The sequence below is a fragment of the Gammaproteobacteria bacterium genome (assembly GCA_036381015.1).
Taxonomy (GTDB): Bacteria; Pseudomonadota; Gammaproteobacteria; order Steroidobacterales; family Rariloculaceae; genus ZC4RG20.
The window spans coordinates 1-24766 of record DASVDR010000015.1; the positions used below are offsets into that span (position 1 = coordinate 1).

General features: G+C 66.3%; 27 protein-coding genes. 16 read left to right on the forward strand and 11 right to left on the reverse strand.

The features are described from left to right. Positions 1-1451 (reverse strand): hypothetical protein (locus tag VF329_06000; protein HEX7080547.1); only part of this gene is annotated, 1451 nt, incomplete at its 3' end. Here VF329_06000 and VF329_06005 point away from each other — a divergent pair. Next, positions 1416-2042 carry a hypothetical protein gene (locus VF329_06005; protein HEX7080548.1) on the forward strand — a complete coding sequence of 209 codons (627 nt, stop codon included), beginning with the start codon at positions 1416-1418 and terminating at the stop codon, positions 2040-2042. The genes VF329_06000 and VF329_06005 overlap by 36 nt on opposite strands. A gap of 98 nt (positions 2043-2140) precedes the next feature. Here the strand turns inward: VF329_06005 and VF329_06010 are convergent, their stop codons facing one another. After that, a complete protein-coding gene (locus VF329_06010; GenBank protein ID HEX7080549.1) occupies positions 2141-3232 on the reverse strand; it encodes a WYL domain-containing protein in 1092 nt (363 codons plus the stop codon). 477 nt (positions 3233-3709) lie between these two features. Between VF329_06010 and VF329_06015 the strand changes: the two genes are divergently transcribed. The 3 genes from VF329_06015 to VF329_06025 all read left to right on the forward strand — a co-directional run bounded on the left by VF329_06015 (position 3710) and on the right by VF329_06025 (position 5582). Continuing rightward, positions 3710-4966 carry an exonuclease domain-containing protein gene (locus tag VF329_06015; protein HEX7080550.1) on the forward strand — a complete coding sequence of 419 codons (1257 nt, stop codon included), beginning with the start codon at positions 3710-3712 and terminating at the stop codon, positions 4964-4966. A gap of 165 nt (positions 4967-5131) precedes the next feature. Next, entirely contained in the window at positions 5132-5404 is a 273-nt protein-coding gene (locus VF329_06020) for a hypothetical protein (GenBank protein ID HEX7080551.1), read from the forward strand. A 10-nt stretch (positions 5405-5414) separates the two neighbouring features. Next, on the forward strand, positions 5415-5582 hold the full coding sequence (locus VF329_06025; GenBank protein ID HEX7080552.1) for a hypothetical protein: 168 nt from the start codon (positions 5415-5417) through the stop codon (positions 5580-5582). Positions 5583-5735: 153 nt separating this feature from the next. Here VF329_06025 and VF329_06030 read toward each other — a convergent pair whose 3' ends face one another. Beyond that, on the reverse strand, positions 5736-6455 hold the full coding sequence (locus VF329_06030) for a hypothetical protein (GenBank protein ID HEX7080553.1): 720 nt from the start codon (positions 6453-6455) through the stop codon (positions 5736-5738). Positions 6456-6605: 150 nt separating this feature from the next. Between VF329_06030 and VF329_06035 the strand changes: the two genes are divergently transcribed. The 3 genes from VF329_06035 (at position 6606) to VF329_06045 (ending at position 8353) form a co-directional block, all read left to right on the forward strand. Beyond that, positions 6606-7502: an ATP-binding domain-containing protein gene (locus VF329_06035; GenBank protein ID HEX7080554.1), complete on the forward strand. Its 897-nt coding sequence runs from the start codon at positions 6606-6608 to the stop codon at positions 7500-7502. Then, entirely contained in the window at positions 7499-7672 is a 174-nt protein-coding gene (locus VF329_06040) for a hypothetical protein (protein HEX7080555.1), read from the forward strand. Before VF329_06035 ends, VF329_06040 begins: the two co-directional genes overlap by 4 nt. A gap of 84 nt (positions 7673-7756) precedes the next feature. Then, positions 7757-8353 (forward strand): Uma2 family endonuclease, encoded by a 597-nt coding sequence (locus VF329_06045; GenBank protein HEX7080556.1) that lies wholly within the window; start codon positions 7757-7759, stop codon positions 8351-8353. Between the two features lie 73 nt (positions 8354-8426). On the opposite strand, the gene trxC is transcribed toward VF329_06045, so the two are convergent. Next, positions 8427-8870: a thioredoxin TrxC gene (trxC, locus tag VF329_06050; GenBank protein ID HEX7080557.1), complete on the reverse strand. Its 444-nt coding sequence runs from the start codon at positions 8868-8870 to the stop codon at positions 8427-8429. A 123-nt stretch (positions 8871-8993) separates the two neighbouring features. Here trxC and VF329_06055 point away from each other — a divergent pair, with 123 nt between their 5' ends. Further along, positions 8994-10127: an ATP-binding protein gene (locus VF329_06055; GenBank protein HEX7080558.1), complete on the forward strand. Its 1134-nt coding sequence runs from the start codon at positions 8994-8996 to the stop codon at positions 10125-10127. A gap of 76 nt (positions 10128-10203) precedes the next feature. Here the strand turns inward: VF329_06055 and VF329_06060 are convergent, their stop codons facing one another. Then, on the reverse strand, positions 10204-12570 hold the full coding sequence (locus tag VF329_06060; GenBank protein HEX7080559.1) for a TonB-dependent receptor: 2367 nt from the start codon (positions 12568-12570) through the stop codon (positions 10204-10206). A 49-nt stretch (positions 12571-12619) separates the two neighbouring features. Between VF329_06060 and VF329_06065 the strand changes: the two genes are divergently transcribed. Continuing rightward, positions 12620-12925 (forward strand): hypothetical protein, encoded by a 306-nt coding sequence (locus VF329_06065; protein HEX7080560.1) that lies wholly within the window; start codon positions 12620-12622, stop codon positions 12923-12925. Here VF329_06065 and VF329_06070 read toward each other — a convergent pair. Further along, on the reverse strand, positions 12900-13469 hold the full coding sequence (locus tag VF329_06070; GenBank protein HEX7080561.1) for a hypothetical protein: 570 nt from the start codon (positions 13467-13469) through the stop codon (positions 12900-12902). The genes VF329_06065 and VF329_06070 overlap by 26 nt on opposite strands. Positions 13470-13476: 7 nt before the next feature. On the opposite strand from VF329_06070, the gene VF329_06075 reads away from it, so the two are divergent. The 4 genes from VF329_06075 (at position 13477) to VF329_06090 (ending at position 17864) form a co-directional block, all read left to right on the forward strand. Next, positions 13477-14607, forward strand: a complete 1131-nt coding sequence (locus VF329_06075) for a hypothetical protein (protein ID HEX7080562.1) — start codon at positions 13477-13479, stop codon at positions 14605-14607. A gap of 14 nt (positions 14608-14621) precedes the next feature. Then, positions 14622-15734, forward strand: coding sequence for a DUF6152 family protein (locus VF329_06080; protein HEX7080563.1), 1113 nt, complete (start codon positions 14622-14624; stop codon positions 15732-15734). Between the two features lie 97 nt (positions 15735-15831). After that, on the forward strand, positions 15832-16818 hold the full coding sequence (locus VF329_06085; GenBank protein HEX7080564.1) for a hypothetical protein: 987 nt from the start codon (positions 15832-15834) through the stop codon (positions 16816-16818). Continuing rightward, positions 16815-17864 carry an aldo/keto reductase gene (locus VF329_06090; protein HEX7080565.1) on the forward strand — a complete coding sequence of 350 codons (1050 nt, stop codon included), beginning with the start codon at positions 16815-16817 and terminating at the stop codon, positions 17862-17864. Before VF329_06085 ends, VF329_06090 begins: the two co-directional genes overlap by 4 nt. 103 nt (positions 17865-17967) lie before the next feature. Here VF329_06090 and VF329_06095 read toward each other — a convergent pair whose 3' ends face one another. The 3 genes from VF329_06095 to VF329_06105 all read right to left on the reverse strand — a co-directional run bounded on the left by VF329_06095 (position 17968) and on the right by VF329_06105 (position 20647). Further along, a complete protein-coding gene (locus tag VF329_06095) occupies positions 17968-18327 on the reverse strand; it encodes a DUF2200 domain-containing protein (GenBank protein ID HEX7080566.1) in 360 nt (119 codons plus the stop codon). Between the two features lie 106 nt (positions 18328-18433). After that, positions 18434-20218, reverse strand: a complete 1785-nt coding sequence (locus VF329_06100; GenBank protein ID HEX7080567.1) for a hypothetical protein — start codon at positions 20216-20218, stop codon at positions 18434-18436. A 36-nt stretch (positions 20219-20254) separates the two neighbouring features. Then, positions 20255-20647: a DUF6152 family protein gene (locus VF329_06105; GenBank protein ID HEX7080568.1), complete on the reverse strand. Its 393-nt coding sequence runs from the start codon at positions 20645-20647 to the stop codon at positions 20255-20257. A 211-nt stretch (positions 20648-20858) separates the two neighbouring features. Between VF329_06105 and VF329_06110 the strand changes: the two genes are divergently transcribed. Then, positions 20859-21455: a hypothetical protein gene (locus VF329_06110; GenBank protein ID HEX7080569.1), complete on the forward strand. Its 597-nt coding sequence runs from the start codon at positions 20859-20861 to the stop codon at positions 21453-21455. Between the two features lie 147 nt (positions 21456-21602). Here the strand turns inward: VF329_06110 and VF329_06115 are convergent, their stop codons facing one another. Continuing rightward, positions 21603-22439, reverse strand: coding sequence for an AraC family ligand binding domain-containing protein (locus VF329_06115; protein ID HEX7080570.1), 837 nt, complete (start codon positions 22437-22439; stop codon positions 21603-21605). 122 nt (positions 22440-22561) lie between these two features. On the opposite strand from VF329_06115, the gene VF329_06120 reads away from it, so the two are divergent. Beyond that, on the forward strand, positions 22562-22963 hold the full coding sequence (locus VF329_06120) for a protocatechuate 3,4-dioxygenase (protein ID HEX7080571.1): 402 nt from the start codon (positions 22562-22564) through the stop codon (positions 22961-22963). Next, a complete protein-coding gene (locus VF329_06125; protein ID HEX7080572.1) occupies positions 22956-23834 on the forward strand; it encodes a class III extradiol dioxygenase family protein in 879 nt (292 codons plus the stop codon). Before VF329_06120 ends, VF329_06125 begins: the two co-directional genes overlap by 8 nt. Here VF329_06125 and VF329_06130 read toward each other — a convergent pair. Continuing rightward, complete coding sequence (locus tag VF329_06130) at positions 23794-24750, reverse strand: MBL fold metallo-hydrolase (protein HEX7080573.1); 957 nt, start codon at positions 24748-24750, stop codon at positions 23794-23796. The two genes, VF329_06125 and VF329_06130, sit on opposite strands and share 41 nt — an antisense overlap. Positions 24751-24766: the final 16 nt, after the last annotated feature.

A 24766-nucleotide genomic window follows, 5' to 3' on the forward strand; every position in this document is an offset into this window, starting at 1 on the left:
CGGACGTACCCGGCGAGCGACGGCGTCGCTTGGCCAAGCTGCGCTTCCGCGCGCGGCACGAGCGTCGCAACGTACTCGTCGATCGCCGCGCGCACGGCGTCGGCGGGCAGCGAGCCGCGGTGCGTCTGCGGCTCGACCTGCGCAAGCGCAAGCGCGAGCTCGCCGAGCAGGAACGTGCGCTCGTCGGCGGACGCCGCTTCCACCTCGAGCGCACGGGCGAGCGCGTCCGCGCCGACCGGCCCGTGCAGCCGCCACGCGAGTGCGTTCTCGGTCGCGACCGGCTGCGCGAGCTTCTCGCACAGGCCCGCGATCGCCCACGACGCGCGGCGCGCGCGTTGCAGTAGGAACGCGCTCGTGTCGACGCGCCGGTGCGGGTCGAGGGTTTCATCGATGCTTGCACCGTGCAGCAGCTCGCGCGCACGGCGGCGCAGCCGCCGTCGCATGATCTCGAGCAGCGGCCGCGCGGACGTGAGGATCTCGATCAGCGCGTCGAGCGAGAGCGACTTGAGCTCCTCGACCGGCGGCAGGGCGAGCGCGTCGCGGATGTTCACCGGCCACCACGCGGGCTCGGTCGTGCCGGACCAGCCGACCTCGAGGCCCGCCGGCGGGCGCGGCTCCGGCCACGGGATCTCCATCGTCCGCGGCGCGCCCTCCGCCTGCCAGCGCGACTGATCGACGAGCGGCGTCCGCGCATCCTCCGCGCGCACCCACCAGCCGTCGGGCAGCGCCGCGCCGATGCGAAGCCGAAGACGCATCGCGCCGTGCTCGACGAAGACCTCGGCGTCCTCGAAGCCGGCGGGCAGCGCGGGCGCTTCGTCGCCGGCGTCCTCGTCGGCTTCGTTACGCGGCTGCCAGAGGGTGATCGTTTCGTCGTCGAGCGGCTCGCCGCGGAGGAACGCGGCGTCGAGCGCGGCAGCGCGCTCGGGGTTGCTGCGCGCGTTCGCCGTGTAGCACAGGTTCGCCTCGATGTTCGCCGCGCGGCCGAGGCCGAGCCCGGCGCTCGTGAAGTTGCTCGAGCCGATCAGCAGCGCGCGCCACGCGGGATTCGCAAGCAGCAGGCTTTTCGCGTGCAGCGGGCGGTAGAGCGGCCCGTGCTCGCCGGGGAGATCCGCTTCGGCGACGCGGTGGAAGCGCGTCGTGAAGCGATCGCCGGCGGGCGCGGCGTCCTTCAGCGATTCCGGCGCGTGCAGCACGATGCCCTGCTCGGCCGGGCGCGTCTCGCCCGTCGTGTGGATGCAGAGCTCGGCCGAGCGCCGCGCCTTGAGCCATCGCCAGAACGCGTGCGCCGGCGCGTTGCGCGTGCCGAGGTCGAAGAACGGGGTGACGACGTCGAGGCGGTTCGGTGCACGCTTGCCGGGCCAGAGTGACTCGAGCTGCGCCGGCACGGACGCGCGTCCCGGCGCAAGGCCGACGAAGTGCAGCTTCGGGCGGTCGGCCGTCGGGTCGCGCACGTCGGCGAGCCGCTCGCGCCGTTCTGGCGGCGGCTCGGGGACGCGCTCGCCGGCGTGCCATTCGATCCCGAGCGGCCGCAGCTGCACGCGAGCTACGCGTATGCTCACGCGCTCGATTGGCCGCGCACGATCGCCGCAATCGAGGCAGTGCCCGATCACGCCGACGAGCCCGTGCTGCTCGAGCGGCTCGCGATCGCACGCCTGCGCAGTGGCGACCGCAACGGCGCCATTGCCGCGTTGTCGCAGCTGCGCTGGCGGTCTCCGGAAACGGCATCGGAATGTCTCGAGCAAGGACGTATCCGCGACTTCACGGTGAGCCAGGCGTGGTTCGCGTTCGTCGAGCTCGACGCAGAGCCCGACGTGACGTTCTTCCCGACGTATCAGCTCCTCGCCGAACCCGGTCTCGTCCGCTCGTTGCCGGAGACGCTCGCGAGCGGCGAGCGCGTCAGCGCGGGCGAGCAGGCCTTCTCGGCCGTGCGCGCATTGCTGCGCGACGACACCGCCGGGACGCGGCGAGCCGTGCGTGCGGCGGCCCCGTGGTTGCTCGACGCGTATCACGAGGCGCGAGACCATCGGATTCGAGGAGCATAAGTTGATGCTTCGTTGTCTCGGCTTGGCAAGCGTGCCGTCTTAGCGGGAGAACGTCCGCAGCTCTCATGAGACGCCCCCGAGAGCTGCGAGCGGCGGACTCAGGAGGCGGGATTGCCGGAGGCAGCTTTACTCGACGAACGTTCGCCTCCCTCGCTCATGCTCGCGTTTCGCGTGCCCGAGGTCGACTGTGCCGGCAGCGGCGAGTACCTTCTCGCCATCTCGAACGCCATCGCCCGAAACTCCGCCCTGAGCGACGGCGGCTCGAGCACCTCGACCCGATCCCCGAAGCCGAGCAGCCACCACCGCAGCTCGCTCGTGTTCGGCACCGTCGCTCTCAAGACGACGTCGCGCGCACGCCGCTCGAGCCGCTGGTCCGCAGAAATCTCTCGCTCGTAGAGATGCGCGGCCGTTTCCTCGACGAACGCTGCAACGAGGCGGATCTTCTTCTCGTCGACGGGATAGGCGAAGCGCTCCTCTTCTATGTAGGCCTTCAACGTGAAGCCAGGCGGAGCCTTCGCGGGTAGCTCCTTTGTCTCCGCGCGGCTCATCCGATGCAGGGCGAGCTGACGCACGTCTTGATAGTCTCCGAGCGTCGCGACGAGGTACAGCACGTCCTCCTTCGTCACGAGACCGAGCGGATGGATCCGCCTGCGCTTGGTCTCGCCGGCGCTCCGGCTGTGGTAGTCGGCTTCGAGCTGGCGGCCCTCGAGCAACGCGCGATACACGGCATCCAGCACGCCCGGCGCGACGGTCGGCGCCTTGAGCACCGGACCCCGGCGGATCATTCGCACTCGGCGTCCCCACTGCTCTAGCTTCGTGCCTTTCAGTACCTCCTTTGCCTTCTCGAAGTACGGCGCGAGCTCGTTGCCGATCGACTTCGGCAACAGCGGGAGCAGGTAGTCGCGGACGAGGAGCAGCGTGATCGCCGTCGGTGTCTCGAGCCGCGGAATCTCGAGGCCGGGATGGTGACGCGACCAGCTCCAGTGATTCGTGCGGCCGTCCACTCGGCAAATGAGCGGAAATTTCGCTTCGAGCGTCGTCAGGTCGCGCTGGATCGTTCGTACGTCGGCCTCGTAGCCGTGCTCGGCAAGCCGGCCCTTGATCTCGGCGGTCGTGATCGATCGGGGCTCGCGCGGGACGAGCCGGAGAAGCTCCCACTGCCGGCCAATCGTGTCCGTGCTTCTTCTCATCAGCGGCGCTTCGTCATGTGCGATCCGGACAGCGCTCTTTCCGACAAACGTGCAGGACCGACCGTCTTCGGTCGACCAGGGCGGCCCGAGGCCTTCGGAAATGTGCTCGAACGATACGACTAGTTGCGTCGCATCGCAAACGACTGTTTCTCACTTACAGCGAACGACGTAGTTAGACGTGCTGCCGGCTATCGTCGAGACCAGGCAGGGAAGCGAAGAGATTCCTGCCGATGTCGCTCATACGACAGGAGGGCTCTCGAACACCATGCAGCTGCTTCCTGACAGCCGAACCGATCGAGTCAAGGCGGACGATGACACGGCAGAGGGTGACGCTTCCGTGATAAGCCGCACCATTCTTGGCATCAGGAATAGGTATCGTGAACTCGTGCAGCGCATCAGGCCCCAGGGACGGCGCAAAGTTTCCCGCGAAACCACCTGCGACACGTGGGACAGATCCGGCTCGGAAGGGCCCGAGACGTGAAAGCGCAATCATCCGGTGCTCGCCATATCGCCGTCGTCGACGTTGAGACGACGGGGCTCTCGCCCTGGCGCCACGACCGCATCGTGGAGATCGCCGTCGTGCTTCTCTCGCCCGACGGCGAGATCCGCGACGAGTACGAAAGCCTGGTCAATCCCGGCCGGGATGTCGGCCCGACCAGCATTCACGGCATCTCGGCGAGCGACCTGATCGACGCACCGCCGTTCGCCGCGATCGCGGGAGACGTGGTCGCTCTGCTGCGGCATGCGTTCGTGCTGGCCGGCCACAACGTCAGCTTCGATCGCAATTTCCTGATCGGGGAGTTCGAGCGGTTGCCGGCCACGTTCCCCGAGATGCCGCTCTTCTGCACATGCCGGCAGCTCGGCCGGCAGAACCTCGCGGCTTGCTGCGAGGAGCTCGGAATCGTCTTGGATGATGAAGGCGCTTTTCACAGCGCGTTGTTCGACGCTCGCGCCACCGCGAGGATCGTCGCCCGGCTCCTGGCGGAGGATCCCGGCCTGCTGAGCGTGCCACCCGCGCCGGTCGAGTGGCCGGAGTTGCCGGTCGGCCTCGCTCGGCCGGTCCCGCGACGGGCGGCGCGTGAGCGCCGCGCGTCACCGCCCGGCTTTCTTCAGCGCATCGCGTCGCGCTCCGCGCACGACACCGATACTTCGCCCCCGGACGTTCTGACGTATCTGGGGCTGCTCGATCGCGTGCTCGAGGACCGCATTGTCGTCCCGGACGAGGAGGAGGCGCTTTTGACCGCGGTCGAGCGTCTCGGGTTGTCGAAGCCACAAGTGGAGGCGGCGCACGCGAGCTACCTCTGGCACCTGGCCGCTCTGGCGCTCGCCGACGGGCACGTCTCGGAGCGGGAGCGGGCGGATCTCGAGATCGTGGCGCATCTGCTCGGCATCGACCGCTCGACCCTCGACAGTCTCCTCGCGCAGACCCGCGGCCAGCTCGATAGGCTGGGCGCGCAGCTCGCTCCCGTCGCGGACCTGAGTGGCAAGCGCGTGTGCTTCACCGGCGAGCTCCAGGCGAGGATAGACGGCGAGCCGGTCACGCGCGCCGTCGCACAACAGCTCGCCGCGCAGGCCGGTCTCGTGGTGGCGAACAGCGTCACGAAGAAGCTGGACCTGCTGGTCGCGGCCGATCCGAACACCTTGTCGAGCAAGGGCAGGAAGGCGCGTCAGTACGGGATTCGAATCGTGGCGGAGGCGGCGTTCTGGCGCATGCTCGGCGTGGCCGTCGAATGACGTGCCTGAATCGCGACGGATATAGGCGCATCGCGTGCGCACACTTCATTTGCCACTGCCAACGAAGAGCGTCGCTGGCAGAATCGGTACGGTCATCACTTTCATTTGGCGGACGCAGCTAAAGTCCACGCAAATCCTTTCGCCCCGACGGACCTCAGCAACTTCTTGAGCTGCCGTCACCTCTCCCGGCTCGATCTCGATGCCGTCCGCGGAGAGCGTGAGCGGCTCGTGCGCTACGGCCCGGTCATCGAGGAGTTCCGAAGGCGCGGGCTCGAGCACGAGCGGCGCTATCTCGAGCATCTGCGTGCCCAGGGGCGCTCGGTCACGGAGCTGACCAACGGCGGCATCGATGAGGCTCGCTCGAGCCTCGAAACCGCACACTCGCGCTTCCGGTCGAACGGCGTCTCGAGACCGCGGCGAGAAGAAGGCAATCGATGAGCGCAACGGTGTGCTCGAGTACTGGCTCGTTGACCCGCAAGCACGAGAGGTCACCGTGTTCCATGCCGTTGCCGGACGCTTCGACGGCGGGGACGTTTACGCCATGACTGACCGGCTCTCCTCGCAAGTGCTCGCAGGACTGACTATCGACGTGCACGATTTGATGCCGCTGCCGTAGCTAGTCCAAGCGACGTGCCTGCATCAACGAGCGCCGATGCTTTCTGGTCTCAGCCGGGCTTCATGCGTCATGTCGTCCGTGAGAACGTGAGTCGGCGCAGATCGTCGCCGACTCGTCACGGCGACCGCGGCGCCGCCGCGCATTCAGCCGCCCTCACGCCGCCCTCGCCTTCACCGAACGGAGCGTCAAACCCTTGCTTCGAGGCGCCGGAAGCTCGGCAGGAGCGGCGCTCGCGGTGCCGACGGACATCGCGGCTCCGGAACCGGGAGCGGTAAGGCGATGCAGCCATCCTCGCATTAGGTAACCGACAACGCTGCCGCCGGCAAACCCGACCGCCAGGACTCCCAGTGTGAGAAATTGCGTCAGCATCAGTGCAAGGCCCAGGCCAAGCGCGCCGCCGGACAAAAAGCCGGCCGTCAGCAGGCGCGACCGCGTCTTTGACACCTTCTCGGTCAATGTGCGGAGCTTCCCCGCCTCCTCCGCCCGCTCTCGGGCAAGCTTCGCATGGAGCTTCGCGGTTCGATTCGCCATGTGCTCGGAACGCTCCGCCGCGCCCAGCCGCCGCTGGTCGCGAAGCGCGGTCCAGAACCATAGCGCCGCAAGCAGGCCCACGCCCATAACGAGACCAATCCACAGAACGATCTGGCTTCTGCTCGCGCTCGATAGCGCAAGCCACGTCGAGGCTGCCGAAACGGCTTGCAGGAGCCAGAGCCCGAAAACTACTCGCATCGCTTCCCCCTTTGAGTGCTCGCCACTTTCGAGAGGAAGATCATACGCCGAAGGGCCGCTGTTCGTTTGCGCGCTGAACGCTGCGGCGAAATCGTTGCGATCACGCAGCCGGGGGCAACGACGTTCCTGCGCGATCGCCGGCAATCTGCTCGGCGCGATGCACGGCGTCGATGCGATCCCGCGCGTTGGCTCGAGCCCTACCGGTTACGCGTACAGGGCACGGCCGGCGCGGGCAAGACACAGCTGACGCTGAAGTTCGTCGGCAGTGCTCTGCGGCGCGGCAGGAAACCGCTGTTGCTGTGCTTCAATCGACCGCTGGCGGACCGCCTCGCGCAGCTCGCGCCGAACGGCACGACCGTCAACACCTATCTCGGCTTCTGCACGGATCGGGTTCGAGCCGCAGGTATCGACGTCGAATTCGGCCCCGACGGCCCGCGGAGCGGCACGTGGCAGCACGTGCAGGAGCAGCTGATCGCTTCGAACCTCGAGGCGGGACCAAGATTCGACTGCCTCGTCGTGGACGAAGGGCAGGACTTCGAGTCCGACTGGTTCGAGATCCTTCAGCTCTTTCTGACGGAGGACGCGGCGATCCTGTGGCTCGAGGATCCTCGGCAGGACCTGCGCGGCACGCCGCCCGTGGATCTGCCCGGATTCGCGCGCTATCGCGAGACGGCCAACTTCCGCAGCCCGCAGAGCATCGGCCGCTACATCCGGCGCGCGCTCGGCGTCGACATGGAGCTGCGCAATCCGCTGCCTGGGCTCGGCGTCAGGCTGCACGAATACGAGGACGAGCGGGGCCAGCAGAAGATACTGGCGCACCGGATCAACGAGCTCGTGAAGCTCGGGTTCACGCACGACGACATAGCGGTCGTCTCGTGCCGAGGTGTGAATCAGGCGGTGTTCGCCGAGCTCGGAAAGCTCGGCTCCGTGCCGATCAGGCGGTTCACGGGGCAGTACGATGATGCAGGGCAGCAAATCTACACGGATGGCAAGCTCACGTGCGACACGATCTTCCATTTCAAGGGGCAACAGGCGCCGGCGGTCGTTCTTGCAGACATCGATGAATCGCTCGCCTGCTCCGATCGGACGCGAGCGGTGCTGTATTGCGGTATGACGCGCGCTACGGTGCGGCTGGAAATGCTCGTGCACCGGCAGAGCCCGTTGCTGCCGGAGCTGCGAGACGCGATATGAGCAGAGTCGAAGGGGACGAAAAGGTGCCCGGCGCCCCCCAGAGCCAGGCAATCGAGCTCGCCAACCCCACACGCTCGCGGATTGCCGAACTGCTCGTCTTTCCCGGCGAAATCTCGGCGTTTCTGCCGAATACGAAGGGCGAGCGTCCTTTCGTCAGGCTGTATGAATAACCACATCTCATACAACGATGGGAGCCTTGGAAGTGGCCACCAGCCTCTTTCCGCTGTCACAATCGCTTTCGAGGGACGTCGGTCATGCACGATCTGGTCTTCGAGTCGACTCGCACGGTGACACCCAAAGAATTCGCCGAATTCGTTGCGACCCGCGAGGCGGCCGGTGACACCGGCCACTACGAGCTGCTCAACGGCAGAGTCGTGATGAGCCCGCCGGCCGGCTACCCGCACGGTGAGATCGGCAGTAACGTGCAGCGGGTGCTCGCGAGCTTCGTGTGGGATCGAAAGCTCGGCAGGGTCTTCGATTCGAGCCAGGGATTCGAGCTGCCCTCCGGGGACACGGTTGAACCCGACCACGCCTTCGTCTCGCATGAGCGCAGGGCCGCGGCGCCTGCGCCAGAAGCTGGGCGGTTCCTTCGCGTCGTGCCTGACTTGATCGTCGAGGTCATGTCCGGTCGAACGGCGTCTCAAGACCGCGGCGAGAAGAAGGCGATCTACGAGCGCAACGGCGTGCTCGAGTACTGGCTCCTCGATCCGCGAGCGGAAGAGGTGACCGTGTTCCATGCCCTTGCCGGCCGCTTCGACGGCGGGAGTGTCTATGCCGTGACTGACCGGCTTTCCTCGCAAGTTCTCGCAGGACTGACGATCGACGTGCGCGACCTGATGCCGTTGCCGTAGCCATGCCCCTGATGCTCCCTTTGCTGACGCGGGCCTGGGGTTGAGCGACTACTAGTGGTCGTCCCGGTCGGCCTCACTCCGCCGGTGCATGCCCTCGGACCCACCGTTCGATATCCCCCGCCCGCATCGCCCCCGACTGCCGCGCGATCTCACGCCCGCCCGCGAACATCACCATCGTCGGGATGCTGCGAATGCCGAGGCGCGCGGCGATCTCCTGCTCCGCCTCCGTGTTCAGCTTGAGCAGCCGAAAGTCGCGGCCGAGCGAGGCCGCGGCGCGCTCGAACTCGGGCGCCATCATTCGGCACGGTCCACACCACTCGGCCCAGAAATCGACGACGACCGGGATGTCGTTGCGCGAAACGTGCTTCTGGAACGCGCTTCCCGAAACCTCGTGCGGCTTGCCGTCGAACAATGCCCGATGACACTGCCCGCACTTGGGGGCCTCACCGAGACGGCTCGACGGTATCCGGTTCACGGCCAGGCAATGCGGACAAACGACGTGGCGCGGGTTGCTCATGGTCCTTTCCCGAGCTCGACTGCGCGGCTCGAGTCATTTAAATGAGAGCCGCGAGGGCGGGAATCAAGCCCGCCCGCACGCTGCGCTAGACTGGGGCGCTGCAAAGAGGCGTCGGAAGGACGAATGACCCACACTGCACACCCAGGCAGCGGCACCGCTCGCCGCTCGATATTCCCGCCGCGCCCCCTCGACATGAAGGGGCGCAGCGCCGAGGTGGACACGCTCGAGCGCACGATCACGGCCACCCGGCCCACGCGCATCGCGCTGGTGGGCTCGGGCGGGTGCGGCAAGTCGATGCTGGCGGCGGAGCTGTGCCACCGGTTGCACGATGCGTTCGGCGGCCGCGTCGACTGGTTCCGCTCCGGCGCGTGGGGCTTTCATACGTTGACCGAAATGCTCGCGCTGCGCTTCGGCACCGGCCGCGGCGAAGGCCGCGTGCAGCGACTGAAGCGCTTCCTGGCGGAGGGCCCGGAGCGGCTCATCGTGCTCGACAACCACGAAAGCGATGCCGCAGTGGCGAAGCTGTTCGAGACGTTTTCCGACTCTCGGGCGACCTTCGTGATCACGGCTCGCCGCTGCCTGCTCTCGGGCGTATTGATCTTCCCGGTCACCGCGCCGCTCGTGACGGCCGGCGAGAGCGCGTTTCCGCGCGTCGCGAGCCTCACGCGTCTCTTGCGCTGGAACCCGCTCGCGCTCGATATCGCGGACGGCATCGTGGCTTCGGGCGCCGCGAGCGCGGAGGACCTCGGCGAGTTCCTGCAAGAGGCAGGCGTCTCGCGCGTCCGCGCAATGGAGCACGAGGACGACTTGCCCGAGGTGGCGCTGCTGCTCGATTGGGCCTGGCAGCGCTTGAGTGATGACGCGCGCCGCACGCTCGGCGTGCTCGCCCACATCGAGGGCGACCAGGTGGATGTCGTGTCGCTTGCGGAGCTCGCGCAGGTCGAGCCGATTGCTCCGGCGCTTGCCGAGCTCGGGCGCTGGCACCTCGTGCAGCAGCCGGTCAACGAGCGCTACACGCTGCACGCCGTGGTCCGCTACGCCGTCGCGCGCCGCACGGAGCCCGATGCCGAGCGCGTCTTCTCACACTACGTCACGTTGCTCGAGCGCCATCCGGAGCGCAGGGAGCTCGAGCAGACGCACCTGTTCGCCGCGATGGAGTACGCCTCCCGGCAGAGCGACATGCGAGCGCTGCTGCGGCTCGAGGCGCTCGTCCGCAGGCTCAACGAGGTCGAGAGTCGAGAACCTCGCGGCGAGTAATGCGGGCCGCGGCGGGTTCGGCTGGGTTTGAACGTCCGCGTGGGCGCTGCTTGATCGGCTAGCGACCGCTGCGTCGTCAGAAGCGATAGTCTGCCGACACGCGGAACGACCGCCCGAAGAGCGGCCGCGCGAGATAGAGCGCCCCGACGCCGGCAGCGCCGATGTCCGTGCGCGGATTGCCCTCGGTCAATCCCACCTCGTCGGTCAGGTTCTCGCCCACGACTTGCAGCGACAAGGAACGGGTCACGTCGTAGACGAAGCCGGCGTCGATCTTCGTGTACGAAGGCAGGACGATGGTGTTCTCGTCGTTCGAGAAGCGATCATCGACATATGACACGCTGACGTACGCCTGACTTTTGCCGTTCGGCATGTAGTACGCGGGAACGATGCGCGCCATGGTCTCGGGAATGCGGCGGATCTGGTTGCCGGTATTGTCGATCTCCGCGCCCGTGAAGTTTTCGTACTCCGGCTTCTGAACCGTGACGCTGAAGTCCAGGCTGAACGTTTCGCTCGGGCGGTACACACCCTCGACCTCTATGCCGCGCGTCAGGGTCTCGGCGCGCCTTTGCAGGATCGACCCATCCGGCAGAATGTCGTTGAACGGCACGTTGTCGAACTCCGTCTCGAAGAGCGTAACGAACAGTCCGAGGTTGTCGAAGCTGTTCTTGTAGCCGAGCTCGAGGTTGGTGACGTTGTCCTTCTGCAGCACGTTGTTGCGAACGTCGTCGAAGTGCGGAAGCTTCGCCGACTCGGTGTAGTGACCGAAGAGTGCGTGCGTGTCGTTCAGCTCGTAGTTGAACCCCACGGACCAGGCCGTATCGTCGAAGTCGACGTTGCTCTCGGTGAACGCGTCGCCCGCGAGCGAGGCGACGTCGTACGGGGTGGCCGGATTGCCGTCCAGGTCGACGTCGGGGATGCCGTTGCTGATGCGCGCGTCGATTTCCTCGTCGTCGTAACGCAGGCCGAAGTCGAGGCGCAGCGCGCCCGTAACCTGCCACTCGTCGGACAGATACAGGCCGAGCTGAGTGGCGTCATAGTCCGCGACGAGATTCAGCGTGGAGTAGCGCGTAAAGCCTTCCGGGCTCGTGACGCCGGTCAAGAGCAATCTGTCCGGCCTGCTCGTCGCGTCCATCAGCAGCAGATTGCCGAGGCTCCAGCGATCCGCCATCTGGTAGTCGGCAAGGTACAGCCCGGCCGTGAAGCTGTGCCGTTCGCGGACGAGGTTCAGCCGAACGTCGTTCTGCAACGCCTCGTACTCTTTGTCGATGACCCAGTGACCGTGCTCTTGCACGAGCGCGCCGGGCTCGAGCGGAGCGCCGGTGCGGAGGACGCTGAAATCCGCCGCGACACCGTGCGCGGCGGCGAACTCGGCGTCCGTGACGGGCGCCGGTCCCGGAAAGATGCCGTCGAAGCGGACGTCGCCGTCGGTGTAGCGAAACCGTTCCACGAGATTCAGGCGGTCGCCGAGGTCCAGGTCGAGCTCGACGCCCGCGGTGAAGAGCTGCGGATGGATGCCGTCCTCGAGATCCGAGTCCTGGAGCCCCACTTCCGCGGCGGAAATGGGCAAGCCGGCCGCGGCGAGATCTTCGCTGTGCAGCGAGTAGTCTCCCGGGTCGAGCCCGGGGAGGACGGCGTCGGGATCCCCTGGATCGCCGCGGAGCGGAATCGGCACGACGAACAGCGATCGATCGTCGATGTACTTCGCGTACAGCTCGAGTGTGCCTGCATCGAGCTCGCGCACGAGCTTGGCTCGAAGCTGTCCGCCCTCGTCGGCGCGATAGCCCGGGTCGCGGATTCCGTCGGAGATGTGGTAATAGCCGCCGATGCCGAGGCCCCAGTCCCCGCCCACCGGCCCGCCCCAGTACCCGTCGAGACGGTAATAGCCGTAGTCGCCGATCGTCAGGCCGAGGACGTTCTCGGGGATGACGTACGGATCCTTCGTGATGAAGTTGATCGTTCCGCCGACGGCGCCCTGGGAGAAGATCGGTGCCGTGCCGCCGCGCACGACCTCGACGCGGCGTAACGTGTCGTCGACCCGCACGAACTGGTCCGGGTTATAGAACGAGAGCTCGTACACGGGATAGATCGGGATGCCATCTTCCATCAGACCCACGTAGCGATAGCCGCCGTCTTGGATGATGCCGCGCGCGAAAACGTTGCCTTGCGTCGTGCCGGACGTCGATTCCACCCAAAAGCCGGGCACGGCACGGAGCAGATCCGCCGTGCTGAGCGGGGCTTCCCGGGCGATGTCGACCTCTTCGAACGTCGTGATCGCGACGCTCGACTCGTATTTCGTGCGCTCCGGCGCCCCGGTGCCGGTGACGACAATCTCCTCCATATCGAGGGGCGTCGCTTCTTCTTCGTCTTCCGGTGCCTGAGCGACGCTCGCGAGCGGGATCAGGAACGAGACAAGCGGCAGGTGTTGGACGAATCGGCGAGACATCTCGGCCTCCTTCGTCGCGCGGCACTGGCGCGCCCCAAGCGGCGTAACGATGCAGACTGAATGCTCCGGGCGAGCCGGGATCTCCATTGGCCTTTGGTCGTACCTGCGCGTTGCCTGGCTTTCGGCCGCAAGGCATAGTAGTCCGGGGTCGGTCGCAGCCGCGATCGCCTGGAGCGTCGTTGCGGTCGTGGCCCTCGTGGGCGTGCTTACCTGGGGCGCCGTCGCTTGGCAGGACTCGCTGCCGCGCCTCGTGATCAGCGAGTCGAGCTTCTGCGATTCCACGACCTTCGTAATGGCGCCCGTTCTGCTGATCACGGTGCTCGCCCTCGTCATGCTCTCGGCTCGCCGCTCTTGAAGCCGCGCAAGTAGCTGAGATAAGCCAGGCCGAACCGGCTGCGATGCTGCCGTCCTCGCGATAGTAGAAGAGCCCGGCGAGCCAGCTCGGGTTCCGATCGCCGGACGAGGTCAACTGGAGCTCTTGGCTCCAAGCGGTGCTGCGCTCCGTAGCAAAAAGATCGATCAGCGCCGTGCTCGAAGGTGTCGAACATTGCAGCGAAGGGCCGCGTGACGTAGCGGTTGTCGATGAAGGTCGCGACCGAAGCTTCCATCCCGATCGGCGATTGCCGCGTGCCGATGCCGCGCAGATACGGCTGCGCGCCATGACCCGTCGCGACGTACGTAAGGCTCGGCACGACGGCTTGGAGCTGCATCGCGTCCGTCACTCCGACTTCTCGGAGGGCCGCGCCGTCGAAGGCCGATACGGCCATTGCGACATCCTGCACGTCTTCCGCGCGTCTCGACGCCGTGACGACCATCGTCGAAAGCGGCATGGCTGTCTGCACGGCGAGGGCGCTTTCCTGCAGCACGGGCAGCGCGCGCCGGCGAACTCGTCGTATCATCCCGCCCATGAAACCGACGCTCCGACGGTGGCCGGCCGCGTGCGTGGCCGCGATGCTGACCCTTTCCGTGCTCCTGACCGGCGAAGCCCTCGCCCAGTCCGGCCCGCTTCCGCCCGAGTTCCGAGTGGATCCGGCGTGGCCGACGCTCCCGAACGGCTGGGTGCTCGGGGAGGTGACGTCGGTCTCCGTGGACCTGCACGACCACATCTGGGTATTGCACGTGCCGCAGTCGATCCCGGAGGCCGAGCGCGCGAACGCGGCGCCGCCGGTGCTCGAGTTCGACGCCTCGGGCAACCTGCTCAGGAGCTGGGGCGGACCGGGCAACGGCGCCGAATGGGTCGGTCGCGAGCACGGCATCTTCGTCGACGCGGAGGACTTCGTCTGGATCGGCGGGCGCGCCGGCTGGCCGCGCGCGAATCCGCCTGGCAACAGCGACGACATGATCATGAAGTTCACGATGGACGGCGAGCTTGTCTTGCAGATCGGCCGTCGCGGCGAGAGCACGGGCAATCTCGATACCGAGAACGTGCATCAGGCCACCGACGTCTTCGTCGACACGGAGGCGAACGAGGTCTACGTCGCCGACGGCTACGGCAACAACCGCGTCGTCGTCTTCGACTCGGAGACCGGAAGCTTCAAGCGGATGTGGGGCGCGTTCGGCAATCCGCCGCCGGCGAAGTTCGGGCCGAACGTCCCCACGCCGCAGCCGCAGACGACGCCCGAGGGCCCGCCGGAGTTCGGCCTGCCGCACGCGATCAAGGTCTCGCGCGACGGCGTCGTTTACGTCGCGGATCGGATCAACAACCGCATCCAGATGTTCACGCGCGAAGGGAAGTTCCTGAGGCAGGTGCGCCTGACGAACGAGGGCAGCGACGTCGTGCCGGTGCCGGCGGGGTTTGCGTTCTCGCCGGACCCGGCCCAGCAGTTCCTCTACGTCGTCGACTCGGGGCCGATGCGCATCGTGATCTTCGATCGGCAGACCATGACGCAGATCGGCGCCGTCGGCACGAGGGGCACGGAGCCCGGCGAGTTCGACATCGTGCACCACATGGCGGTCGACTCGCAGGGCAACCTCTATACGGCGGAGATCGTCAACAACCGACGCGCGCAGAAGTTCGTGCCGCTGGAAACGGAGTGACGCGGAGGATCGACGTGAGAGCGAGTGTCCTGATCGTCGCGCTGCTCGGCGCGCAAGCGGCTTCCGCCCATCATGGCTTCGGCACGTTCGACATGAACGCCGAAATCGAGATCACGGGCACGGTCACCGATCTCGCCTTCGTCAATCCGCACTCGTGGCTTTATCTCGACGTCGTCGAGGAAGACGGGCAGGTCGTGCCCTATCGCTGCGAGATGCGCTCGGCGACGACGCTGCGCCGCTCCGGCTGGTCGCCCGAGATGTTCCCGCGAGGCGCGCGAATCACGATCACGGGCTCCCCGGACCGCAACGACCCGCATGCGTGCTACGTCAGCACGGTGATCTTCGCCGACGGCAGCAGCATCGACCGGTACGGCCAGCGCACGCCGCCGACGCGCGCCGTGCCTGCGCAGCGCGCGGCGCGCCGCCCGAGCGGCGAGCCGAACATCTCGGGCGAGTGGGCGGCGGAGCAGCTGGTCATGACCGATCCGCGAGGGCAGTCGGGCTCGCTCGTGCCGTTGAGCGAAGCCGCCGAGCGGCGCGCAGAAGGCGGCGAGCGCGGCGCGGACGGCGGGCGGGTGCCGCTGATCGCGGGCGAAGCCGCTCGGCGGCTGTTCGTCGCGCGCGTCGAGATGACGGAGGCCGGTCAGCGCGCGCTCGAGGCCATGCGGCAGTCCGTGAACCCGGCCATGACCTGCGCGCCGATCAGCGTCCTCGTCGACTGGAGCTATGACAGCCCGGTCAACCGCATTACGCAGAACGACGACACCATCGTGCTCGAGTACGGCAAGTTCGACTACGCGCGCACGATCCACATGGGATTGACGGAGCATCCGGCGGGGATCGAGCCGAGCCTCACCGGCCACTCGATCGGGCGCTGGGAGGGCGACGTGCTCGTCGTCGACACGGTCGGATTCGAGGCCGGGGCGCTCACGCGGGTGCTGCCGCACAGCGACCAGCTGCACCTCGTCGAGCGCTTCTCGCTCGATGCGGAGTCGTGGGCTTTGACCCGCGAGTTCATTGCGGAAGACCCTGCTTATTTCGCCGAGCCCTATACCGGCTACGATACGGTGTATCCGTCGAACGTGCCGTACGCGCCTCAGCCCTGCGACGATCGATCGCTGTTCTGATCGCCCGCCGCGCGGACGGCGGTGGCTCAACGACCGACGCGGCAATCACGGAATGATTGGACGCTCACTTCTAACGGGTCCGCGGGGGCGTCACTTCGTGGCGGCCGTCGCCTGCCGGTGCTCGGACGCGGTACGGCCTGCGCTCTTCGAGGCGGCGCGCAACCCGGGCGACGGGAGTGCGCTCGGCGCGCTCGTTCGGGCCCTCTCCGAGATCGATCCCGGGCGCGTCTCGGAGTTGTCGATACTCGAAGTCTACGAGGCGCTCGCGGACTCGGTGGCGTGGGCCCGTTACTGGCAGGAGCCGATCGAGGAGGATCGGCTCCTCGCGTCGCCGGCGCTCGACGCCGTGCTCGAGCCGATCGGCGAACGTATCCTCGGGCATGAGGCGGCCGCGGACTGGGAGGACGATCTCGTCGGATCCCGGCAGCGCTACGTTCAGTGGTCGCGCAGCCCGCCTCCGCGTCTCGTCGGAGCACGCCGGTCACTCGCCAAGTGGCACTCGGACGTGCTCGAAGAGGAAGCGCGGGCGCTGCGCGAGCGTCCTGCCGATCCGCTTGCGAACTTCTCCGGGACCTGGTGGTCCGCGCCGCCGCGCGCTCTCCTGTCGACTTCTCCCGGCTACGACTGGCTCGGCGCAACGGACCTGATCCTCACCGAGGACGAGCCCGGCTGGGAGCGCGCCACGATCTGGCCGATGGAGCCGACGGGACCCGTGCGGGTGTTCGAGATCGCCACGGCGGCCGACTGGGTGCGCCTCGTGGAGGCCGCTCCCGTGGACGTGAGTCGATCCAGGCTTCACGACTGGTATCGAGCCGCCGGGCGCGTCGGAGATTGGTTCATACCCGACTGGCTCCAGCTCTCGGACCGCTACGACGGCATCCACCTCAAGGTCACCGGGTACCTGGAAACCGCCGGTCGATTCCTTCCCGTCGGCAGCGGCGGCACGCTGCTCGCCGGGTGGAATCCCGGCGCCACCTACTGGCTCACCGACTGTCTCGCCGTGGCGGGGCCGCCCTCGCGCTGGGAGCGGCGGTCCTCCGAGAGCGCCGACCGGCGATGGCACGTTCAAGAGGATGACCCATGAACGACTTTCGAACGCTGGGACGCACCGGTCTCAAAGTCTCGCCCCTCGGAATGGGCGTGATGACTTACGGGTGGGGCGCGGACAAGCAAGCCGCGCGCGAGATATTCGATCTCTACCGCGAGCGCGGGGGCAACTTCTTCGATACGGCGGATATGTACGCCGGCGGCGAAAGCGAGAGCTGGCTCGGCGAATTCGTTGCGGACTCGGGCGCCCGCGACGAGCTCGTGATCGCCACGAAGTTCTCGTTCAACGCGCAGCCCGGGAACCCGAACGCCGGCGGCAACGGACGCAAGAACATCCTGCGTGCGATCGACGGCTCGTTGCGTCGTCTACGCACCGATTATGTCGATCTCTACATCCTTCACGCATGGGACCGCGTGACGCGCGTGGAGGAGGTCATGCGAACGCTCGACGACCTCGTGACCGCCGGGAAGGTGCGCCACATCGGTTTGAGCGACGTGCCCGCCTGGTATGCGTCGCGAGCGCAGGCGCTTGCGGACGTGCGCGGCTACGAGCCGATCGCGGCCCTGCAGCTCGAGTACTCTCTCGTCTCGCGCAGCCTCGAGCGGGAGCACGTGCCGCTCGCACAGGAGACGCAGATGTCGATCGTGCCGTGGAGCCCGCTCGCGAGCGGATTCCTGACCGGCAAGTACCAGCGCGTGGACGGCAAGATCACCGGCTCGGGACGCGTCTTCGACTACAAGGACTCCGGCAACCCGGCTCTCGAGAAGTTTGCGAAGCAGGAGCGCAACTGGGACATCTTGGCGGCGGTGCTGACGGCGGCGAAAGAGCTCGGCCGCACGCCGACCGAGGTGGCGCTCGCGTGGGTAATCTCGCGGCCGCAAGTCACGAGCGTGCTGGTCGGCGCTACTCGCAAGGATCAGCTCGAGCTGAATCTCCGGGCATTGGAGCTCACGCTGCCGCCGGAGGTGGAACGCCGTCTCAACGAGGTGAGCCGGCCCGAGTCCACCGAGCTCGACCATTTCTTCGAGCCGACGATGCAAGGGATGATTCACGGCGGCGTGCCGGTCCGCCGAGGCGTGTAACGCGAAGGCGCGGGCCGGCGTCGATCGCTGCGCCGGAACCGGCCGCGAAAGCCGACGGCGAGCGCTTCCGACGGTCAGCCGGGTACGGCCGTCGGCCGGCGGCTCACGCCGGAGCCGTCCGCAAGATCTTCTCCATCGCTTTGCCCTTTGCGAGCTCGTCGATCAGCTTGTCCAGGTAGCGAATCTCCCGCATCGTGGGCTCCTCGATGTCTTCCACTCGGACACCGCAGACCACACCCTTGATCGAGGTTCGCGCAGGATTCGGGTGAGGCGCTTTGGCAAAGAAGGTCTCGAAATCCGTTTGCTTTTCGAGCTGGGCTTCCAGCTCCGTCTGGCTGTATCCCGTCAACCAGCGAATGACTTCATCCACTTCCGCTTTCGTGCGTCCTTTCTTCTCCGCCTTGGCGACGTAAAGACGATAGACGCTCGCGAAGCTGGTCGTATAGATTCGATGCTTTGCCACGATACAAACGCTCCACTGCTTTCTTTCGGGCCCGCGCGATAGCCGCCGAAAGCAAAAGCGCCGGGCGTCTCCTCGACGCCCGGCGCCTGCCGACTGCGCGCAGGTTCTAGTGGCGAATCTGACTCGTGATGTCGTCGAGCTCGTAGGCCTGGCAGAAGCCGCGCTCCGAGCCGATCAATCTGGCGCGATCGGAGTCGGCACCGTCACCGCCGGTCGTCAGCAGCACCGGCGTCTGCTCCCAGGGCTGGAGGAGCACCTGAGGATCCTCCACCCTCACCTCGTAGAGCATCTGATCGCCTTTCCGCGTGAAGCGCTCGACGACTTTCATGTCCTCGGAGTGGAAGAAGCCGCCCCGCGCGAGCCACGTCGCCGGCGTGAAGCCGACCGATTCGATCACGAGCGTGTCGCCTTCCCAGTGGCCGACGGAATGACCCGTGTACTTGGTCTGGATGATGTCCCGTTCTTCGAGCTGGCGGCCGTCGGTCGGGATCACGCGGAAGTCCGAATAACCGCCTCCGCCGTCGCCGCCGCGGCCATAGAGCAAGGTAATGTCCTTCTCCGTATGGAAGATGCGCCCGGGCGCTCCTTGCCGCGGAATCCCCATCGGCTGGCAGGTCATGATCGGATCCATGCGATTCGTCCACATGTCGCGATAGATGACCTCGTCCCAGTGCTGCGGCAGGTACAGCGGGCGATTCGGGCCGAAACGCGAAGCCGCCTCGAACTCGAAATCGATCGTCTGATTCCACTGCGTGCTGCAACCCTCGAGCTGGGTCGGTGCGCAGCGGCGGCTGCCATAGCGCCAGATGAAGAACTTGCTGGGGCCTCTCCAGCTGCCGGTGAGGTCCGGCTTGCCGTCGGCCAGACGCGGCGTCGGAGCGTCGGAATCGAGAACCGGCGGTTCCTGGTCGCTCCCGAACATCGGCAACGGCTCGGTCGGGCCCACGCCCGGCGGCACGGGCACGACGACGTAGACGCTGCCGGTTTCCGTCTGGACCGTCCTCAGCTGGCGCATGACTTCGCCGTTCTTGGTCTCCGTCATCGTGCCGGCCATGTAGACTTCGACTTTATTGAGCGGATTGTTGTAGTCGTCGTAGTCGCCGTAGGTGAACTCGTAGGTATCGCTTCCGTGTGTGACGACGACTGATTCCGTCATGAAGCGATCGTCGAGCCGGGCAACGGCCGTCGCGCCTTCGACGCCCGGAATCGGGAACGTGACGACGGGCGTATCGCCGTCCCACGTGACGGACGTTTTGCCGATCTTCGAAGTCCCTTCCTCGAGCAGGCCGCCGGGGTTGCGAAACACTTTCAGCGGATCGATGCCGGCGCCCGCCAACGCGGCCTTCGGTGCGCCCTGAGGGCTCGCCCAAAGACGAATCAGGCGTTCGTCGCGTGTGTTCGGCATCGGCTTGGCCGTGCCTCTGCCCGGCACGAGACCGGCGCCCGGAACGTCTTCGTCCCACGCGTATTCGCCGCTGACGACCTCGATGTTGGAATACGTCTCGCCGTTCGGCAGCGTGCACTCGATCTGGGTGCGGCTGGCGAAGAATTGGTAAGCATTGCTGATGCGATATCCCGAAGTGCCGAGCTCGCCCTCCCGATCGGTGTTCTCGAACGGGGTGATCTCACAGGGTTGACCGTTTACCTGGATCGTGCCTTCACCCCGATACTCGAGCGTGACGATGAGCTCGTGCTCCTCGATGCCGCGCAGCATGCCCATGTGCCACGGCCAGTTGAACAGCACCGACTTCAGGTCGCGGGCGTCGGGCTCGGGCGTGTAGGCCGGCTCGCGCGGTCCGCCGAACTGTGCGCTTGCCGAGAGCGATACGCCGAGAGCAAGCGGCACTGACGCGGCGATCGACTTCCTAATGATCCCCCTGTCGAAGGTCATGATCATTCCCCTTCTAATTCTGTTGATGGCCCAGGCTTATTCCGGCTCGAACTCGATCGTCTGCTGGTTGGGCAACGTGATGGACCGAATGAAGCCGAGAGGCTTGCCGTTGCGTGCTGGGAAATACGTGATCGTGACCGTATCGCCGGCAATGACCGTGTTCGGGCCGCCGCGACCGAATCCGAGGCTCGACAGCGCGTTCGCCGAGCCCGTCGTCATAATCCATTCGGTGGTCTTGCCGTCGTCACTCTTCACGTCGAGGGTGATCGCCCCGTGGGGGTTCACGAACTCGACCTTCTTGACGACGCCCGTCACCTCTCCGGACTTGCGAATGTCGTAGACGCCGGAGAGAGAGTGATGGGCCAACGCTGCGCCGCTGGCCAGAATCCACGTGGAAAAGATCAGCGTTCCCAAAGTCCTCTTGATCATTTCGATCCCCCAACGAATCAAAGTAATCGGCAACTGTCAGGCGCGGGTCGCGGGCTGCTCGGGCAATTCGCCTTTTCGCGACATTACCACCGCGCGGATTCGACGACAATTTGGCGCCGGACCGAGACGGACAGGGGCACAGAAAACTTGACAATTCCGGGCCCGAAATAGGAAAAATTGCCGACACTGAACGCTTTGGAGCCGGCAACCGGTGATGCGAGCCCCGATATTATCCGCCGTCGTGTCGGTGGGATTGGCCCTCGCAGTGTGCCCGCAGGCCGGTCGGACGCAGGCCGACCGGGACTTCGTGTTCACGGACACCGTCGGACATCTCGTGATCAGGTTCGCCGGGACCGGCGCCACCGGCCTCAATTCCTGGCAACGGGAAGAGGTCCTCGATTCCGAGTTCTCGAGAATGGTTCACGACCGCCTGCGCGCCGACCTGCTGTTCGAGGCCGAGCCTCCCGATCCGGAATGGGCTGCATCGATGGAGCCGCTGATCGCGGAGCACGTCGAGCACGCCGGTCCCGAGTTCTCCGGTATCTTCACCGAATGTCGCAAAGCGTCGTGCCGCGTGATCATGGAGCAGCCCGTGCACTGGACCGTGACGGCGCATCAAGCCGTGCTCGACACCGTGCAGAAATCCCTCGAGGCCTTCATCGCGGCCCACCGGCAGGACTTCGAGCCGATCTTCATGATGACGGCCTACGATAAGGAGCACGAGATACCGCACATCAAGGCGTTCTTGCGGAGAGCCGGACGCGCGCCGGATCGGCCACGAAAAGGGGGGTTCCCACCGGACTCCTGACCAGCGACGGTCCCGGCGTTTCCGCGGAGGTCCGGATGCACCATCGTCGTGCGAAATCCTCCGGGAGCGTGCGAGGAGCGGCCGCGAGACCGGCCGGCTAGCCCGCGAGCGTTCCGCTCCGCTGCCGGTACTGCTTCGGCGTCATTCTCATCGAGCGTTTGAAGAAGCGGGTGAAGTACGACGGCTCCGAGAACCCCAAGCTGGCCGCGACGTCGGTGTCGACTTGTCCGTATAGGCGAGCTCGCGGCGCGCAGCGAGCAGCACGCGCTCGTGGATGAGACGGAGCGCGTTCGAGCCGGTGGTCTCTCGGCAGATCGCGTTCAGATGCGCCGGCGTGATGCCGAGCGCCTTCGCGTAGTCCGTGACCGCCCAGCCGGACCGGTGACGGCGCTCGAGCAGCTCGGTGAAGCGCTCGTAATGAAGGGCCCGCCGGCTCGCGTTCTCCGTGTGCCGCGCCGGCGCGCCGTGCCTGGCAACCCAGATCGCGAGCGCCTTCACCAGGCTTTCCAGCAAGGCTTCCTTCAGCGGCCGCGCGTGAACGTACTCTTCCTGGATCCGCGAGAACAACATGTCGAGATACTCGCGATCGTTGCTTGCCGCGAGCACTTCGGGCTCCGTGAACGCGCCGGCGGGGGCGCCGATCCGGTGGCGGAGGTCGTGCACGAGCGCCGACGCGATGGAGAGCGCATAGCCGTCCGAATCTTCGGCCCACTCGAACTCGTGCACGCAAAGCTCCGGCACGACGGCCATGCAGGGCGCGGAAAGCACGTATCGCTCGCCGTCGAAGCGCGCCTCGCCGGCGCCGCGGGTGAGCCAGAAGAGCTGCGCGAGGCTGCTGTGCCGGTGCGGGCGAATCTTCCAGGCATGTAGGCGACTGCGCTCGATCAGCGGCTCGCTGTGCAGCAGCGCCGAGGTCGACCACTCCGACGCGTCCCCATAGAAATCGACGATCGGTACGGCGGAAGCGGAGGCCCGTCGCTTCATGGCTCGCCCCCTTCGGAAAACCGAGATTCTGCGAAATGTACCATTTCCATTGCCGATTGTCCCTGGATTCAGGCCTACGATCATCCAAAAGTATCAGCAGGCAGGCAAAGCGGACCCGAGAAATGAGCTGGAGAAAGCACGCCTACGATTCGATTCCCGGCACCTATGTGTTCGACGGGAAGACCGCGCACGCCGCTTACGGCTTGAACAAGCTGCTCTTTTCGTTCAACCACGAGTCGAATCGCGCGGAGTTCGCGAGAGACAAGGCGGCCTACGCGGACAAGTTCGGCCTGAGCCCCGAGCAGAAGAAGGCTCTCCTCGAGGACGACTTCCTCACGCTGCTTCGGCTCGGCGCGAACATCTACTACCTGGCAAAGCTCGCCGTTCCGCGCGGTTTCAGCGTGCAGGACGCGGGCGCTGCGTTCCAGGGCATCTCGACAGAGGAATTCAAGGCGGCGCTGATGGCCAAGGGGCGCGGTCTCGTCGACAAGCTCGAGCGTCGCGGAGGTTACTGGAATGGCTAGAATCGTCGGCGGCGTGACCACGTCGCACATTCCCGCGATCGGCAACGCGATGACGGCGAAGCTCGAGGGCACGCCGTACTGGAAGCGGTTCTTCGACGGCTACGAGCCGGTCAAGGCGTGGCTCGCGGAGGTCGATCCCGATGTCGCCATCGTCGTCTACAACGATCACGGCCTCAATTTCTTCCTGAACAATATCCCGACGTTCGCCCTCGGGTGCGCCGATCGCTACGACAACGCGGACGAAGGCTGGGGCCTCCAGACGCTCGCGAGCTTCGAAGGCGACGCGCAGCTCTCGTGGCATATCGCCGAGGCTCTGATCGAGCAGCAGATCGACATCGCGACGTGTCAGGAGATGCTCGTCGACCACGGTTTCGTCGTGCCGATGGCGCTGATGTGGCGGCATCTGCCCCGGTGGCCGGTCAAGGTCGTCCCGCTCGCCGTCAACACCGTGCAGCATCCGATCCCCACGGCTCGGCGCTGCTACGCGCTCGGCAAAGCGCTGCGCAGCGCGATCGAATCGTACCCGGAGGATCTCAAAGTCGTGATCTTCGGCACCGGCGGCATGTCGCACCAGTTGCAGGGCGAGCGCGCGGGTGTGATCAACGTCGACTACGACCTGATGACGATGGACAGCGTGATCGACGATCCGGAGTGGCTTGCGTCGCAAACGATCTCGGAGATCATCGAGAACGCGGGCACGGAGGGCGTCGAGGTGATCATGTGGCTGGTGATGCGCGGGGCGCTCGACGACGACGTGAACGTCGTGCACAAGCACTACCACACGCCGATCTCGAACACGGGTGCGGGAGTGCTGGTGCTCGAGAACCGCCTCAGCGCTCTCCGGCTAGGCTCCGATAGACGACGCGCGTGAATTGCTCGGGGCTCATGTAGCCTCCGCCCCACCGCTCATCGAACTCTCGCGTCGGCTCGGCCGCGACGACGGCCTCTTCGGAAAGCCCTTGCTCGATCAAGCCGCGCACACGCTCTTGGATCGTCCGCAGCATGGACACGTACTCCTCGAGGAAAGCCGTGCCGCGCTCCGGCAGATCGCCATGGCCGGGGATGAACTGCGTTTCGTCGTTCGCGAGCGACATCGCTTTTTCGACGGCGTCGATCATGCCCTGAACGGAGCCGCCGCCGGCCGCATCGGAATCGATCCGCGGATAACCGCTCGTCCAGAGCGTATCGCCCATGTGGATCACGTTGGAGTCGACAAAGTGCACGATGGAGTCGCTGTCGGTGTGTGCATTCGGAACGTGAATGACGTGAATCGTCTCTCCGTTCCAATGCAGCGTGGTGTCGCTGGAGAAGGTGACCACCGGCAGCGCGGCCGCAGGCGCGGGCGGCGTGCGGCTGTCGAACAACGGGAGATAGACCTCGCGGCTCATGCGCTCTCGAACGTTGTCGTGCGCGACGATGATGGCGCCGGCGCGGCTCAGATTCTCGTTGCCGCCCGTATGATCCCCATGCCAGTGGGTGTTGATGACGAGCCGCACGCCGCCGTCGCTCACCTCGTCGACTGCCGCCAGGACCGCGTCCGTCGTCATCGCAAACTGATCGTCGACCAGCAGCGCACCGTCCGAGCCCACCGACAGGCCGATGTTGCCGCCGTTGCCGACCAGCATGTAAAGGCTGTCGGTGATCCGAACCGTTCGGATCGTCGGTGGCGCCAAGTCCTGCTGGGCCGCGGCGTCGGTATTGCCGAGAAATGCCGCGCAGGCCGCGAGCAGCCACATCCAAGCCGCCGCCGACCCCGGATTCGTGTATTTGTGCTTGGGACCTCTCATGGCGTTTCCTTCAATC

Coding starts and splice junctions, on each gene's coding strand:
- VF329_06010 (HEX7080549.1), bottom strand. CDS start 3,232: ATGAGAAGAAGCACGGACACGATTGGCCGGCAGTGGGAGCTTCTCCGG.
- VF329_06040 (HEX7080555.1), top strand. CDS start 7,499: ATGAGCAGAGTCGAAGGGGACGAAAAGGTGCCCGGCGCCCCCCAGAGC.
- VF329_06045 (HEX7080556.1), top strand. CDS start 7,757: ATGCACGATCTGGTCTTCGAGTCGACTCGCACGGTGACACCCAAAGAA.
- trxC (HEX7080557.1), bottom strand. CDS start 8,870: ATGAGCAACCCGCGCCACGTCGTTTGTCCGCATTGCCTGGCCGTGAAC.
- VF329_06055 (HEX7080558.1), top strand. CDS start 8,994: ATGACCCACACTGCACACCCAGGCAGCGGCACCGCTCGCCGCTCGATA.
- VF329_06060 (HEX7080559.1), bottom strand. CDS start 12,570: ATGTCTCGCCGATTCGTCCAACACCTGCCGCTTGTCTCGTTCCTGATC.
- VF329_06065 (HEX7080560.1), top strand. CDS start 12,620: ATGCAGACTGAATGCTCCGGGCGAGCCGGGATCTCCATTGGCCTTTGG.
- VF329_06070 (HEX7080561.1), bottom strand. CDS start 13,469: ATGATACGACGAGTTCGCCGGCGCGCGCTGCCCGTGCTGCAGGAAAGC.
- VF329_06075 (HEX7080562.1), top strand. CDS start 13,477: ATGAAACCGACGCTCCGACGGTGGCCGGCCGCGTGCGTGGCCGCGATG.
- VF329_06090 (HEX7080565.1), top strand. CDS start 16,815: ATGAACGACTTTCGAACGCTGGGACGCACCGGTCTCAAAGTCTCGCCC.
- VF329_06100 (HEX7080567.1), bottom strand. CDS start 20,218: ATGACCTTCGACAGGGGGATCATTAGGAAGTCGATCGCCGCGTCAGTG.
- VF329_06105 (HEX7080568.1), bottom strand. CDS start 20,647: ATGATCAAGAGGACTTTGGGAACGCTGATCTTTTCCACGTGGATTCTG.
- VF329_06115 (HEX7080570.1), bottom strand. CDS start 22,439: ATGAAGCGACGGGCCTCCGCTTCCGCCGTACCGATCGTCGATTTCTAT.
- VF329_06120 (HEX7080571.1), top strand. CDS start 22,562: ATGAGCTGGAGAAAGCACGCCTACGATTCGATTCCCGGCACCTATGTG.
- VF329_06125 (HEX7080572.1), top strand. CDS start 22,956: ATGGCTAGAATCGTCGGCGGCGTGACCACGTCGCACATTCCCGCGATC.
- VF329_06130 (HEX7080573.1), bottom strand. CDS start 24,750: ATGAGAGGTCCCAAGCACAAATACACGAATCCGGGGTCGGCGGCGGCT.